Below are 14,171 nucleotides of genomic sequence, written 5' to 3' on the forward strand. Positions count from 1 at the left end.
GCGGTACTCTTAGGTTTCTTTGGCCTGATGAGCGTATTATTTGTGAGCATATTTTTGGGCCTGCTGCTCAACCACCTGCTGGACAGCTCCTTCTGGGGATTCGGCATCATCGCGCTGTTCTATGTAGCTGTCCTGGTGGTCCTCTTTATAGGCCTAGACAAAAAAGTGTTTGAGAATGTAGCCGACAAAACTTTTGACAATACAATTTACAAGACAGACAAACGAGATAAAGCACTATGAGTGAGATCAAGAATCCCTTGTTTGACAACGAACGGGACCTGCTGGAGCGCCAGAAGGAGGAGTACAAAAAAGCCTTGATGGGCGATGTGGACCAGATCAAGTCACAGGGCCAGCAGATAGGCAAAAAAGTAGCGATTGCCGGCGGCGTGCTGATAGCCGGTCTCCTGCTCCGCAGCCTGTTTGGCGGAGGTAAAAAAAAAAGTAAAAAAGTAAAGAAGCAGGACGCTTCACTGCACGTCAGCCACCACGCCATCCAACCCTCAGACGCAGACCTGGCGGGGTATGATTCTATTGTATATGAGCAGGAAGATGCCTACACACTGGCCTCAGAGCGCATGCCGCATACCCGCCCTGCACCGCAACCGTCTCAAGGTATAGCCAAAAGCTTCCTGAAATCAGATATGGTCAAAATGGCCTCGCAGCAACTCACTACGCTGCTGCTGGTATACCTGACCAAAAAGGTGGACGAATACTTAAACAGTGTTTCTAAAAATAACGATATTGCAGCTACACCCATCGAGGTGACTGAAATAGAAACCATTGAGTATACCATTCCAAGAGAGGATGCCGTTTAACAACCTTTGCCACACGCAGCAACAGCATGAACCAGGCAGGAAGTACTTTGCAGTACTGCTAGACCCAGATAACCTGAACGAGGCTTCCTGCCTGCATCTGCTGGCGCTGAGTGATGTAAACCAGGTCGACTTCTTCTTTGTAGGAGGCAGCCTGATTACCACTGATAACCAGGCATCCATTATCCGGATCATCAAAGAAAACAGCAGCATCCCGGTTATACTCTTCCCGAGCAACAGCCTGCACATCGACAAGCAGGCAGATGGCATTCTGCTCCTTTCGCTTATCTCGGGCCGCAACCCGGACTTCCTCATTGGCCAGCACATTCTCTCAGCCCCCATCCTGAAAGCGAGCCAGCTGCAGGTATACCCTACCGGCTACATGCTCGTAGATACGGGCCGCCAGACCACAGCCTCTTATATGAGCGGCACTACTCCTATACCTTACGACAAGCCTCCTATTGCCGCCTGCACGGCCATGGCCGGCGAGCTGTTGGGCCTGCGCTACATTTACCTCGACGGTGGCAGCGGAGCCATGCATCCGGTCAGCGCTGCCATGATCGCAGCTGTCCGCGAAGCAGTCGATATACCGTTGATCGTTGGGGGTGGCATCAATACGGCGGATAAAGCCACAGCCGCCCTGGAAGCCGGCGCTGACGTGATCGTGATCGGCAACCACATAGAAAAAAACCCCGGCTTTCTGGCCGAGGTTTCTCACTTAATTGCGTCTTATAACGTTGCCTTAAATGTTCATCGCTGATTCACGGCGACGCATCTTACCGGCAGGTATACCAAACATCATCTTGAAGCGACGGCAGAAGTAAGCAGTGTCTTTGTAGCCTACATCCTTGCCAATTTCGCGGATGCTCTTCTTCGTAGTTCGTAGCAGGAATACGGCACGCTCCATGCGCTGGTATTCGATATAGTCCTGTGGGTTGATGCCGGTCAGCATTTTGAAATACTGGCCTACATAATCCTCCGACACGTTGGCTACGTTCGAAAGCACCTTGTTGGAAAGATCGCCACCCAGGTTCTCCTTGATGTAGTTGAACAGGTCAATGAGGCGTGGATCTTTGAAGTAGGTGCTGTTGGTTGCCAGCTGCTCCACAAACATTTTGTTGCGCAGGATATGACGCACGATCTCTACCACAATGTTCTCGGTGTAGATGTTGATCAGGCGCTCTTTGCCTGGCAGATCCTGCATGCTTTCTTCCACTACCTTGATCACCAGGTTCGCCAACTTGTTGTTGCCTGAGATCAGGAAGGCCGGGAGGTCAAGCGATGCGAAGAAGTTAACAGAGTCAAACACCTTAGCTTCGAAGCTAACGTAGCTGTGGCTCTCTTCTGCATCACCAATAAGGTCGAGGTCATTATTGCTCTTAAAGAACTTCTCTCTGTTGGTGATCAGGTCATCGTTCGAAATGGTTCTGCCTTCGCCGGATCCGTATGTCACTTTCGTGCTACGGCCTCCCGGAACGAACAACAGTTCCCCTTCTTCTACCATGTGCTCTTCTTCACCAAAGAAAATTGTACCCTTATGTAGCAGGATCAGGTTGTTGCCTACATCGTAGTAGTTGCGAACCGAAAATGGTTGTTGCAACACCAGATTTTTAGCTTTAATGAACCGCACCCCAAGCGACTCAATAATCTTATTGTAATCTTCCATGTGTGTTACCGACTAACTTTTATACTATAAACCCTTTAATTTTGGCCTAAAGCTAAGGTTAATCTTCATAAAATTCAAAATATTTTAAATATTTAATTTTAATTCGAAAAACCATATCTTCAACCTAAACAACATAGGATCAGGCTTTTAAGTGCCAAATTACTTTAACAATTCTCTTGAAATTACTATTTTCTGAATCTCAGAAGTGCCTTCATAAATTTGTGTAATTTTGGCATCACGCATCAAACGCTCTACATGGTACTCTTTGACGAATCCATATCCACCGTGTACTTGCACTGCTTCTACCGTGGTATCCATGGCTACTTTGGAGGCAAAAAGTTTCGCCATAGCACCTGACATACCATAGTCCTGGTGTGTGTCTTTATCATAGGCGGCCTGAAGGCACAGGAGACGTGCAGCCTCTATATTCGTTGCCATATCAGCCAGTTTAAACTGTATAGCCTGGTGCTTTGAGATCTCCACACCAAATGCTTTGCGCTCTTTGGAATACTTCACTGCCAGCTCGTAAGCACCGGAAGCGATACCCAGCGCCTGAGACGCGATACCGATACGGCCGCCGGCCAGGGTAGACATGGCAAACTTAAAGCCGAAGCCATCTTCACCTATGCGGTTTTCCTTAGGTACTTTTACGTCAGTAAACATTAAAGAGTGCGTATCAGAACCGCGTATTCCTAATTTATTCTCTTTTGGTCCTATTTCGAAGCCTTCCATGCCACGCTCCACGATGAAAGCGTTGATGCCCCGGTGCTTTTTCTCAGGGTCCGTCTGCGCGATCACCAGGTATACGGATGCCGAGCTACCGTTTGTGATCCAGTTCTTGGTGCCGTTCAGCAGGTAGTAATCTCCTTTGTCTTCGGCCGTGGTGCGTTGCGAGGTAGCGTCAGAACCCGCTTCCGGCTCCGAAAGGCAGAAGGCCCCGATGATCTCGCCTGTTGCCAGGCGTGTGAGGTATTTCTGCTTTTGCTCCTCGTTGCCATACTTCTCCAGCCCCCAGCACACGAGCGAGTTGTTCACTGACATTACTACAGAAGCGGAAGCATCTATTTTAGAGATCTCTTCCATGGCCAGTACATACGAAATGGTATCCATGCCGCCCCCGTTGTACTTCGGATCCACCATCATCCCCAAAAACCCCAACTCTCCCATCTTCTTGATCTGCTCTGCCGGGAACTTCTGGTGCTCATCGCGCTCTATCACGCCTGGCAGCAGCTCGGTCTGTGCAAACTCTCGGGCGGCAGCCTGTACTGCCAAGTGTTCTTCTGTTAGTTGAAAATTCATGCTTCTATATCTAAAAGAATGTGATTAAATGATATTAAAGTACAAAAATATGAAATCCGGCAGTATAATATAACCTACCTAACTAATATTTGTTAGGCAACAAGCGCATCTGGTATCTTTACTAATTTATACGGTTTTGCTACATAAAAATAGCGCCACCCGCTCTTACAGAACAGGTGGCGCTATACTTATAGGCAGATTTGATTCAATTTGACCTTACTCACGACGGCCCATCAGCAGTGAGACATAGTACAAGAGTGTAGCCAAAGAACCCAGCGCCGCTACCACGTACGTGAGGGCCGCCCATTTCAAAGCGTCTTTGGACATGGTCAGCTCCTGTGGCGTTACGATGTTGTTGGTGCTGATCCAGGCCAGCGCACGCTTGCTGGCATCAAACTCTACAGGCAGTGTTACAAAGCTGAAGATGGTCGTCAGGCCAAACAGTGCCACCCCGATGGTTAAAGGAAGCGGCGTTGTCTGCAGCATAAGGATACCGATCAGGATGATCCACTGCATATAGCGCGAGGCAATACTCAACGCCGGTACCATGGCCGAACGGAACTTAAGGAAACCATATGCCTTGGCGTGCTGCACGGCGTGGCCGCATTCGTGTGCCGCAACGGCAGCCGCAGCCGCACTGCGTGCTTCGTATACATATTCACTCAGGTTCACGGTTTTATCGGCCGGGTTGTAATGGTCCGTCAGCCTTCCTGCTACCGAGATCACTTTTACATCATATATACCGTTGTCGGCCAGCATCATCTCGGCGATCTCACGGCCTGTATGACCCGACTGCAACGGAACTTCAGAGTATTTCTTGAACTTGCTTTTTAAGCGCCAGCTCACCCACATACTTATCCCCATGAAGAGGATACCAATAAAATATATTCCAAGCATAGTCTTAATCTATCGTTTATGAATTGTGTTGATTCTCTATCTTTTTAACAATGTTGGTGGTGGAGTAGCCTTTTACAAGCGGCACGGTTTTTACTTCGCCTCCCCGTTGTGTAACGACATCCTGCCCCACAATATTTTCGATGGTATAATCATCGCCTTTCACCAGTATATCCGGCTGCACTGCCCGGATGAGTTCCAGCGGCGTATCCTCATCAAACAATACTACGGCATCTACAAACAATAAAGATGCCATAACGCGCGCACGCGACTTTTCGTCCTGAAGCGGGCGACTCGGGCCTTTGATGCGACTTATTGACGCATCTGTATTCAGACCGAGCACCAGTTTATCGCCAAGTTGTCGTGATTTTTCGAGGTAGTCCACGTGGCCCAGGTGCAACAGATCGAAGCAACCGTTGGTGAAAACTATCTTTTGTCCCTGGCTGCGCCAGGTTTGCAGCTGCTGCTGCAGTTGGGAAAGGGTAAATATCTTATCTTCTGATCTCATGAACGTGTGTGTTAGCTTCTGCCACCTGTTCTGCAGCACCTGTGCGCTGCAACATGCTTGCCATAAAACTAAGCACTCCCATCAAAACCACCAAAAGTGTTTGCGAGGTATGGGCGACCAGCGCGTAAGCCATACCTGCTTCTTTGGGCACACCATATAATAGAAGGGTGGTCTGCACTGCCAGGTGGTATACGCCTACGCCCCCCTGCACCGGTGCCGCCATACCCAGGCTGCCAATCACCAGCACCGACAACCCCGCCACCGGCGAGAGGCCCGCTGTAGCCGGTATGGCATAAAACACAACCAGGCTCATGCCATAGTACATGACCCATACAAAGACGGTATGTCCCCAGAAGGCGCCCTGGTTTTCGACCTTGGAGATACTGAATATCCCTTGCAGCATACCTTTCACAAAGACCACTGCCTTTCTGAAATAAGTATTCTCCCGCAGTTTGTTCAGGTATAGCAGGCCGAGTATCAGAAACACAGCAGCCACCGCCATGACGATAATGCCGAGCAGGTAGATCGAGCCAAAACTCTGCTCCAGGCTCTGGTATTTGTCGGAGAAAAGGCCGAACAAAAACTCGCGCAGCCGGCCGAACTCCAGCAGGAAGGCAAGCCCCAGAAAAACGAGCAACATCACCATGTCGATGATGCGCTCGGCGATGACCGTACCGAAAGCCTTGTTGACAGGTATACCGTCGGTGCGGCGCAACATGCTGCAGCGCACCACCTCGCCCATACGCGGTAGCACCAGGTTGGCCAGGTAGCCCACCATCATGGCATTGTAAGTATTTTTGAAGGAAGGGGTATAGCCGGTAGGCCGGATCTGCATATACCACCGGTAGGCCCGGCTCAGGTAAGCCGCCACGCCCATCAGCAGCGACACAACCAGCCAGCCATAGCTGATGTTGTGCAGCTCTGCCCACAATTTTTCGAAGTCGAGTTCTTTCAGTGCATACCACATCAGAAATGCGGACAAGCCCAGAAGCAGACTATACTTCAGAATAGAGAGCAGTTTTCTCATGCAGTGGCGTTACACCAGGCGGTTATGTTGATCCGGGAATACAAGCGTTGGTTTGTGGTTCTTGGCGTCTTCGAACTTGATCGAGCAATACGAGATAACGATCACAATATCGCCTACCTGCACTTTGCGGGCGGCAGGGCCGTTGAGGCAGACCGTACCGGTACCGCGTTCGCCCTTGATCACATAAGTTTCGAAACGCTCTCCGTTGTTGATGTTAACGATCTGCACCTTCTCGTTCTCCAGCACATTAGCCGCATCCATCAGGTCTTCGTCAATGGTGATGCTTCCTACATAATGTAGCTCGGCCTGTGTTACCCGGCAGCGGTGGATTTTGGATTTTAAAACCTCAATATACATGGTTTATTTTTGTAATAAGCCGCAAAGTTATGTAATAAGCTGCAGATTAGCTACCATCGTTCTACACAGAAACCGATACAGCCAGCACCGTTATTACAAGCTTAAACAACTTATACTTCTTTTAGATTCACCAGTATGTTGTCGATCAGCCGCACCCCGCCTACAAAGGCCGCAATACAAAGGGCCACTTCCTCGCTGCTGCTCACATCCGCCACCGGCTGCAGCGTCAGCGGATCGGCAACCTCGAAGTACTCCAGCTCCAGCTCCTCTACCTGCTGCAGATAGTGGGCCACTTCATGCTTGATCGTCGGGACCGGCTTTTGCTTCAGGTCCCGCCTGGCGAGTTGCAGGACTTTGTAGAGCTGCGTGGCCAGCCCGCGCTGCACGTCGTTGAGCCGCTTGTTGCGCGACGACATGGCCAGGCCGCTTTCTTCGCGCACTGTCGGCATACACACCACCTCCAGGTCAAAGCTCAGTGTCTGCACCAGTTGCCGGACCACGGCTACCTGCTGTAGGTCCTTCTGCCCGAAGTAGGCTTTGTGAGGCTGCACGATGTTAAAGAGCTTGGCCACAACAATAGCTACGCCATTGAAATGCCCCGGCCGTTGAGCGCCTTCCATTACCGTTTCCAGCGCTCCGAAACTAAACGTCAGCAGCGTCTGTTTTGGATATACCTCCTCTGCCGTCGGAGCAAACACGTAGTCGCAGCCTATCGTTTGCAGCAGACTGGTGTCCTGCTCCAGTGTACGGGGGTATAACCGATAATCGGAGGCGTTGTTGAATTGCGTTGGGTTCACGAAAATACTGCAGATCGTGACATCATTCTCGCGGGCCGATGTGCGCAGCAGCTGCAGGTGTCCCTCGTGCAGGGCGCCCATCGTGGGCACAAAGCCGATGCGCTTGCCACTGCAGCGCAGGGCGTGAACGATCGCCCGGAGAGAGGCAACTTGCTCTATAACTTCCATGTTAGTAGGTCTTAATTGTGCAATTCTTAAAAGCCGACAAAAGTAGGTTATAGAAGATTAAATTGAAAATTAGAATAAAAAATGCTAATTTTGCACGTCCCATTACTCTTGCTTATAATTTTTTAACCTCATACCCATGTCTAAATTGCGAATCCTATACGCCGCCACTGAGATCCTTCCTTTCTTACAAACCACTAAAGTAGCAGAATTTCTTAATACCTTGCCACAGGGAATGCAAGAGCGGGGTATGGAGATCAGGATCTTTGTTCCAAAGTTTGGCATAATAAACGAGCGCAAGAACCGTTTGCATGAAGTTGTCCGCCTTTCCGGCATCAACATAGCTGTAGGCGATGACGAGAAACCACTGGTAATCAAGGTCGCCTCTATTCCGAACGCCAAGCTGCAGGTATATTTTATCGACAACGAAGACTATTTTCACCGAAAGTCCGTTTTCGTTGACAAAAACAATAACTTTCACCAGGACAACGACGAACGGGCTATCTTTTTCTGCAAGGGTGTACTGGAGACCGTAAAAAAACTTGGCTGGCAGCCGGATATCGTGCATTGCAATGACTGGATGACGGGACTCATCCCCATGTACATGAAAACAACCTATAAGAAAGACCCTATCTTTAAAGATGCAAAGTCTATCTTTACGGTTTACAACCACGAGTACAAACACAAATTTGACAGCGACTTGCTGGAGAAAGTAAAAATGCTTGATATTGATGACAGCATGCTGACGCATCTGCAGTCTTCTGACCTGGACAGCTTTATCAAGATTGGTATGGAGTATGCGGATTCTGTGATCAAGACAAATGAGAACTTCAGCGAAAACATCAACGAGCTGTTCAACGAGTTTGTAGGAACCAACAAATCTATCAATACCATCAGTGCCGACGACAACCTGTGTGATTCATACTTCAACTTATATAATGAACTCAGCCGTTAGAAGATTCTTCCTTTTCTTCTTTTCAATTGCCGCCCTTGCAGCCTGCGAAGACCCCAAAGACATTGGCCTCGACCTTCAGGACGAGAACCTGATTGGCACCGAATTTACGGACACCCTCACAATCCAGACCGGAACCGTATTCCAGGGGGACTCTATTTTGTCCTACCGGATGGCTTCGGCCGTGGTGGGCCAGTATGCCGATCCTGTACTTGGTCGTACCCGTGCCACTGCGTTTACGGAAGTAGGGCTGGGTGGCACCAATGTCACCTTTGGCAACAATGCCAAGGCCGACTCGCTGGTGCTGACACTGGACTACGGCTTTAAGTATGCGGATACGCTGGCCGCGATGCAGGTGCAGGTGCACCGTCTGACCGGAGCTTTCGATGAAAAGGCTTCTTACTTTACCAATTCGCAGCTTAGCTACGAGCCAGCTCCCGTTGGCACCGCCGCTTTTAAGCCCATGATCGAGGTGGTGGATGTGAATGGCACGAAAACCAAACGAACGAAACTGTTGCGGGTTAAACTGAGTCCTGAACTGGCCAGCCAGTTTGTAGCCCAATCCGGGCAGTCTACGTTCAGCAACCAGAGCAGCTTTGTTAATTTCTTCAAAGGCCTGGCGCTTCTAGTAGCAGAAGACACCAACGGCAGCCTCGTCGGCTTTAACCTGAATTCAACCAGCTCTGCCCTAACCCTGCATTATACAGCGGGAGACGGTACCAAGAAGACGCATGCCTTTATTCTCGGCTCAGGCGGATACTTCAGCCAGCTAACGACTGATCGCACGGGTACAGCCCTGGAAGGCCTCCAGGCCAATGGCAGCTTCATCCCATCCTCCAGTACAGGAGGCGACTCGTATGTGCAGGCCGGTACACAGTTGCTCACAAAGCTAACGTTCCCCGGACTGGAAGCCCTGAAGGCCCTGCATGGCGAGGTGATCATTAACCGTGCAGAGCTACTCCTGCCTGTGAAGAGCGCTTCGACAGACAACAACCTGCCTGTCCCGCCTCAGATGGTACTGTATGAGGCCAATAGCACAAACCGCATCCTGAGAGATGCCACTGGAACGCAGCGCGCTGTACAGCAGGACGGTGCTTCGGCTAATGCAACCGGCCGGCCGGCCTCTCTTGTATATGACAAAACCAGAGGCCAGTACAGCCTCAACGTTACCTCTTACCTGCAGGCCATCATGCTGGGCGAAAAATCCAACAACGGGCTGTTGCTGGGTGCAGCGGTAGTTACACAAAATCAACAGCTGTTTACGATCAGCCCGCAGGTGAACCCTTACCGCGCTATTATTACAAACAGTGGTGCCAAACCCGTTAAGCTACTGCTCTATTACTCAAAACTTAATTAGAAATTTCATATTAGAAATTTTATACATTCTCAAGAAAAAGGTACCTTTGCGGGTACCTTTATTTTTTATAATGTAACCTTAAATTTATGTGTGGAATTGTAGCATACGTAGGGCATAGAGATGCTTGCCCTATTATTTTGAAAGGCTTGAAACGACTTGAGTACAGAGGCTATGACAGCGCAGGCGTAGCACTGATGAACGGAGATTTAAGCGTATACAAAAGGAAGGGCAAGGTAAGCGACCTTGAAGCCTTCATCGCAGACAAAGATGTACATGGCCACATCGGCATGGGTCATACCCGTTGGGCAACCCATGGCGAGCCAAACGATGTGAATGCTCACCCGCATTATTCCAGCTCCAGAAACATTGCGATCATCCATAATGGGATCATCGAAAACTACGCAGCCCTTAAAACACTTCTACAGGAAAAAGGCCATACTTTCCAGTCTGAAACAGACTCAGAAGTATTCATCAACCTGATCGAGGATATACAGGTGAACAGCAAGTGCACCCTGGCAGAAGCAGTTCGCCTGGCCTTGCATGAAGTAGTGGGCGCCTATGCCATCGTTGTTTTGTCGAAAGATGATCAGAACCAGCTGATCGCCGCCCGTAAAGGCAGCCCGCTGGTAGTTGGTATCGGCGAAGGCGAATATTTTCTGGCCTCAGACGCGACGCCTATCATCGAATACACGAACGAAGTAGTCTATGTCAACGACTACGAGCTGGTGGTGATCCGGGACGGCCAGCTGGAGATCCGTACCAAAGAAGACGTGGTGCAGACACCTTACGTGCACCGCCTCGAAATGGCCCTGGAGTCAATCGAGAAAGGGGGCTACGAACACTTCATGCTGAAAGAGATATTTGAGCAGCCACGCTCTATCCTGGACAGCATGCGCGGCCGCATGATCGCAGAAAGCGACCACCTGATGATGGGCGGTATACGTGAGTTTGAAAACAAATTCGTGAATGCGGACCGGATCATCATCGTGGCCTGCGGTACTTCCTGGCATGCCGGCCTGGTAGCCGAGTATCTGCTCGAGGACCTGGCCCGCATACCTGTTGAAGTGGAGTACGCCTCTGAATTCCGTTACCGTAATCCGATCATCAGCGAAAGAGATATTGTTATTGCCATCTCCCAATCCGGTGAAACTGCCGACACACTGGCGGCTATCGAACTGGCCAAGTCCAAAGGCGCTACCATTTTCGGTATCTGCAACGTGGTGGGTTCTTCCATTGCCCGAGCCACGGACGCGGGCGCTTATACGCACGCGGGTCCTGAGATCGGGGTTGCCAGTACCAAAGCCTTCACCGCGCAGGTGACGGTGCTTTCGCTCATCGCCATGATCATCGGCAGCAAGCGTGGCACCCTGGAAACCACGAAGCTGCACCAGCTGATGGTGGAACTGGAAAGCATCCCTACCAAAGTAGAAGAGGCGTTGAAACTGGATCCGCAGATCCAGGAGATCTCGGCTACGTTCAAGGACGCCACAAACTTCCTATACCTGGGCCGCGGCTATAACTTCCCGGTGGCCCTGGAAGGCGCACTGAAGCTGAAGGAGATCTCTTACATACACGCAGAAGGCTACCCGGCTGCTGAAATGAAGCACGGCCCTATTGCCCTGATCGATGCGCAGATGCCGGTGGTGGTCATCGCTACCAAAGACAGCTCATACGAGAAAATCGTGTCGAACATACAGGAGGTGAAAGCGCGCAAAGGCAGAATTATTGCCATTGTAACCGCAGGCGACACCACGATCCCGGCCATGGCCGACTACGTGATCGAGATTCCGGAGACCAGCGAGCACCTGATGCCGCTGTTGTCGGTCATCCCGCTGCAGCTGTTGTCGTACCACATTGCTGTGATGCGTGGCTGCAACGTAGACCAGCCACGAAACCTGGCCAAGTCAGTGACCGTGGAATAAGTGCCTTTGACAGGTATAGAAATAAAAAGGGGAAGCTGATTGGCTTCCCCTTTTTATTTTACAAGGTATAGCGCTATACCTGAAACGTTTCTCTCTTCAGATACTTTGTCCGCAGCAACGGGCAGATCTTGTAGCGCTCTTCTTTGGTATCTTCGTATACCGCCTCCAGCACGTTGTACACGTTTACTATACCTATCGCGTTGGCCCATTCAAAAGGGCCTTTCGGATAATTGGTGCCCAGTTTCATCCCAAGGTCAATGTCGGCGATGGAGGCTGTGCCTTCCTGTAAGGTATAGCAGGCTTCGTTGATGATCATGCACAGGATACGCGGGGTTACCATACCTACCCGGTCGTCTACCAGCTGGTATTCTGTGCCCAGTTTGGTACAGATGCTTTGCAATTTTTCTTCTTCGCCCTGATGCAGCAGGCTCACTTCCAGCAAAGGACGGTCAAACAAGGTAGGCAAGCCATTGAAGCCAAACAGGGTGCAACCGTTTGTCTGCCCTGATTCCCGCACCAGCGCTGCTAGTTGCCTGGTGACCGCGTGGCAAAAGACCACCTGCTCCGGAGCATAATAGCTCAGGCGCTCGGGCTCTTGGTGCAGCATAAAATCAAACACGATATCGGAAGGCCGCACCTGGTCATCCGTCAGGTTGTGGCTCTGCAGAAAAGTATACGTGTTGCCATTGCTCCCTTGCGGAAACTTCTGCCTGAACTCGGCAGCCATTTCAACATCCGACAAAACAAGTATGTGCATAATTCTGTACTTTTGATGGTAAAGATACACATTAAAACTAATCAGACTATGACACATAGCATCATCAACTCGTCCAATGCACCAGCCGCTATAGGGCCCTATAGCCAGGCGACGCTTCACAACGGCACCATGTATGTTTCAGGACAAATCCCACTGGACCCACAAAGTGGCGAGCTGGTGAGTGGCACAATCGAGGAGGAAACACACCAGGTTATGAAGAACCTGTTTGCTATACTGCAAGAAGCAGGTATGGGCTTCGACAATGTGCTCAAGTGCTCCATCTTCGTGAAAGACCTCAGCAACTTCGGTAAAATAAACGAGGTATACGGCAGCTATTTCACCGCCAACCCGCCTGCCCGCGAGACAGTAGAGGTAAGCCGCCTGCCAAAAGATGTGAACGTGGAGATTTCCTGTATTGCGGCGTTAGGGGTATAATACCCTCCGCTTGGGTTCTTGTGTCCATCCGCATACCAGGAAGCATCCAGAATCTTCCTGGCATGCGGGTGGACAATTTGCCGATCCGGTTAGTCCCCTGCAGGTATAGCTCCTCAGATATTCTCCCCGGCCGACAGGTTCTCCTCCGGCTCCGCCTCTTTGGCTTCCTCTTCTCCGTAGATGTCTTTGGTAAACTTGCCCGGCTCTGCGTTCACGGCGGTGTGCCCCACCTCTATCTCCTGCCGCACAAACCTGACCGCATACTCTGCCGGATAAATATTGAAGCCATACTTGCGGGAGTAAACGAACGTAAAAACGGCCCCGAAAAAGATGATCTGGGAGGTATAGAACACCCACAGCAGAATCACGATCACGGAGCCGGCCGCACCATAGATCGAGCCGATATCGCTTGTCCCGAGGTATAAGCCGATGATCTCCCTGCCTATGATAAATAAAGCAGCCGTAACCAGCGCTCCGACCGATACATCGCGCCACCTGATCTTGGCATCGGGCAAAAACCGGTAGATGCAGGCAAACATAAAGGCCATGATGACGAAGCCGGACAACAGGTTGGCTACATAGAGGACATAGACCACCCAACCCGAAAAACGGGCTGAAAGAAAGTCTCCCACAGCGACCAGAATGGTATTGGCCAGCAGCGAGACGATGACCAGAACAGCAATGGCCAGAATCATCCCGAAAGAAAGGAAACGGTCCAGCAGCAGCTTCAGGTAGCCGTGTCTGGGCGCCGGCCGCACGTACCATACCTCGTTGAGCGAATCCTGCAGCGACACAAACACGCCCGTAGCGGCCACAAACAAGGTCGCTATACCTAAAATAGTAGCAAAGTTCAACCCCGTGATCTGGCTGATGTTCTCCACCATGCGCTGCACGGCAAAGGCGCCCTCTGAGCCGATCAGTTCCTTGATCTGGTAGTAGATCTCGCCCGATACCGCCTTCTCCCCAAAGAAGTAGCCCGTTGCGTTGATGATAATGATCAGAATGGGAGGCAGGGCAAAAATGGTATAATAGGCCAGTGCCGCTCCTTTCTGAAAAGAGTTGTTGTCTAAAAATTCCAGCCATGTCTCCTTGAGCAGACACCAGATTTTGTGAAGCGGCTTCAGGAACATATAAGAGGGCTTAGCATATACATAAACTGATACGGGAATTACGGGTTATGTGTATACGGGCACCTATCGGGCGATGGAAGCTTAGCCAATCCG

Annotated in this window: 16 protein-coding genes; 7 read left to right on the forward strand and 9 right to left on the reverse strand. The window is 50.6% G+C overall.

The window, feature by feature from the left end; genetic code table 11:
- From OB13_RS04175 to OB13_RS04185, 3 genes are all read left to right on the forward strand, one after another.
- A partial coding sequence (locus OB13_RS04175; RefSeq protein WP_461488891.1) for a phage holin family protein occupies positions 1-240 on the forward strand: 240 nt, incomplete at its 5' end.
- On the forward strand, positions 237-815 hold the full coding sequence (locus tag OB13_RS04180; protein ID WP_461488892.1) for a hypothetical protein: 579 nt from the start codon (positions 237-239) through the stop codon (positions 813-815). The genes OB13_RS04175 and OB13_RS04180, both read left to right, overlap by 4 nt.
- Complete coding sequence (locus tag OB13_RS04185) at positions 805-1,572, forward strand: phosphoglycerol geranylgeranyltransferase (RefSeq protein ID WP_461488893.1); 768 nt, start codon at positions 805-807, stop codon at positions 1,570-1,572. The genes OB13_RS04180 and OB13_RS04185 overlap by 11 nt, the downstream gene beginning before the upstream one ends.
- Here OB13_RS04185 and OB13_RS04190 read toward each other — a convergent pair.
- The 7 genes from OB13_RS04190 to panC form a co-directional block, all read right to left on the reverse strand.
- On the reverse strand, positions 1,555-2,478 hold the full coding sequence (locus OB13_RS04190; protein WP_461488894.1) for an AraC family transcriptional regulator: 924 nt from the start codon (positions 2,476-2,478) through the stop codon (positions 1,555-1,557). The two genes, OB13_RS04185 and OB13_RS04190, sit on opposite strands and share 18 nt — an antisense overlap.
- Positions 2,479-2,637: 159 nt before the next feature.
- The gene (locus tag OB13_RS04195) at positions 2,638-3,777 is read right to left on the reverse strand and encodes an acyl-CoA dehydrogenase (RefSeq protein ID WP_461488895.1); all 1,140 of its coding nucleotides are present in this window, start codon (positions 3,775-3,777) and stop codon (positions 2,638-2,640) included.
- A gap of 216 nt (positions 3,778-3,993) precedes the next feature.
- Positions 3,994-4,674, reverse strand: a complete 681-nt coding sequence (locus OB13_RS04200) for a zinc metallopeptidase (protein WP_461488896.1) — start codon at positions 4,672-4,674, stop codon at positions 3,994-3,996.
- Positions 4,675-4,690: 16 nt separating this feature from the next.
- Positions 4,691-5,179 (reverse strand): D-glycero-beta-D-manno-heptose 1-phosphate adenylyltransferase, encoded by a 489-nt coding sequence (gene rfaE2, locus OB13_RS04205; protein ID WP_461488897.1) that lies wholly within the window; start codon positions 5,177-5,179, stop codon positions 4,691-4,693.
- Complete coding sequence (locus OB13_RS04210) at positions 5,163-6,206, reverse strand: lysylphosphatidylglycerol synthase transmembrane domain-containing protein (RefSeq protein WP_461488898.1); 1,044 nt, start codon at positions 6,204-6,206, stop codon at positions 5,163-5,165. The genes rfaE2 and OB13_RS04210 overlap by 17 nt, the downstream gene beginning before the upstream one ends.
- A gap of 9 nt (positions 6,207-6,215) precedes the next feature.
- Entirely contained in the window at positions 6,216-6,563 is a 348-nt protein-coding gene (gene panD, locus OB13_RS04215) for an aspartate 1-decarboxylase (protein ID WP_461488899.1), read from the reverse strand.
- 110 nt (positions 6,564-6,673) lie between these two features.
- A complete protein-coding gene (gene panC / locus OB13_RS04220; protein ID WP_461488900.1) occupies positions 6,674-7,528 on the reverse strand; it encodes a pantoate--beta-alanine ligase in 855 nt (284 codons plus the stop codon).
- Between the two features lie 136 nt (positions 7,529-7,664).
- On the opposite strand from panC, the gene OB13_RS04225 reads away from it, so the two are divergent.
- The 3 genes from OB13_RS04225 to glmS all read left to right on the forward strand — a co-directional run bounded on the left by OB13_RS04225 (position 7,665) and on the right by glmS (position 11,756).
- The gene (locus OB13_RS04225; RefSeq protein WP_461488901.1) at positions 7,665-8,480 is read left to right on the forward strand and encodes a glycogen/starch synthase; all 816 of its coding nucleotides are present in this window, start codon (positions 7,665-7,667) and stop codon (positions 8,478-8,480) included.
- Positions 8,464-9,834, forward strand: coding sequence for a DUF4270 domain-containing protein (locus OB13_RS04230; RefSeq protein WP_461488902.1), 1,371 nt, complete (start codon positions 8,464-8,466; stop codon positions 9,832-9,834). The genes OB13_RS04225 and OB13_RS04230 overlap by 17 nt, the downstream gene beginning before the upstream one ends.
- A gap of 86 nt (positions 9,835-9,920) precedes the next feature.
- Complete coding sequence (glmS, locus tag OB13_RS04235; protein WP_461488903.1) at positions 9,921-11,756, forward strand: glutamine--fructose-6-phosphate transaminase (isomerizing); 1,836 nt, start codon at positions 9,921-9,923, stop codon at positions 11,754-11,756.
- 73 nt (positions 11,757-11,829) lie between these two features.
- On the opposite strand, the gene OB13_RS04240 is transcribed toward glmS, so the two are convergent.
- Positions 11,830-12,513 carry a 3-hydroxyacyl-CoA dehydrogenase family protein gene (locus OB13_RS04240; protein WP_461488904.1) on the reverse strand — a complete coding sequence of 228 codons (684 nt, stop codon included), beginning with the start codon at positions 12,511-12,513 and terminating at the stop codon, positions 11,830-11,832.
- Positions 12,514-12,561: 48 nt separating this feature from the next.
- Here OB13_RS04240 and OB13_RS04245 point away from each other — a divergent pair, with 48 nt between their 5' ends.
- Entirely contained in the window at positions 12,562-12,948 is a 387-nt protein-coding gene (locus OB13_RS04245; RefSeq protein WP_461488905.1) for a RidA family protein, read from the forward strand.
- 113 nt (positions 12,949-13,061) lie between these two features.
- On the opposite strand, the gene OB13_RS04250 is transcribed toward OB13_RS04245, so the two are convergent.
- Positions 13,062-14,078 carry a YihY/virulence factor BrkB family protein gene (locus OB13_RS04250; protein WP_461488906.1) on the reverse strand — a complete coding sequence of 339 codons (1,017 nt, stop codon included), beginning with the start codon at positions 14,076-14,078 and terminating at the stop codon, positions 13,062-13,064.
- Positions 14,079-14,171 lie beyond the last annotated feature (93 nt).

It is taken from the genome of Pontibacter sp. HJ8 (assembly GCF_054824225.1).